Annotated in this window: 1 protein-coding gene; it reads right to left on the bottom strand. The window is 61.5% G+C overall.

All coding sequences use genetic code 11. The features are described from left to right. The coding region (locus CVH10_RS24645) for an SDR family oxidoreductase (protein ID WP_369336032.1) at positions 1–222 on the bottom strand (222 nt) is incomplete at its 3' end. Positions 223–234: the final 12 nt, after the last annotated feature.

Below are 234 nucleotides of genomic sequence, written 5' to 3'. Positions count from 1 at the left end.
CAGCATGGTGTTGGCGGCCTCCAGCGCGGCCTTGGCCACGCCCATGGTGTTGTAGTTCGGAATGACCCGCTCGGACCCCAGATAGGTCAGGGTGATCATCGAGCCGCCATTGGGCATCAGCCTGGCCGAGCGACGCGCCACATCCACGAAGCTGAAGGCCGAGATGTTCAGGGCCAATAGGAAACTATCGCGCGTGGTGTTGTCCACGAACGACCCCTTCAGCTCGTCCTTGTT

The sequence above is a fragment of the Halomonas sp. ND22Bw genome (genome assembly GCF_003011945.1).
In the GTDB taxonomy this organism is placed as follows: domain Bacteria; phylum Pseudomonadota; class Gammaproteobacteria; order Pseudomonadales; family Halomonadaceae; genus Halomonas; species Halomonas halophila.
Note: the sequence above shows the minus strand (reverse complement) of the source record. Positions and strands in the feature narration are given on the sequence as shown.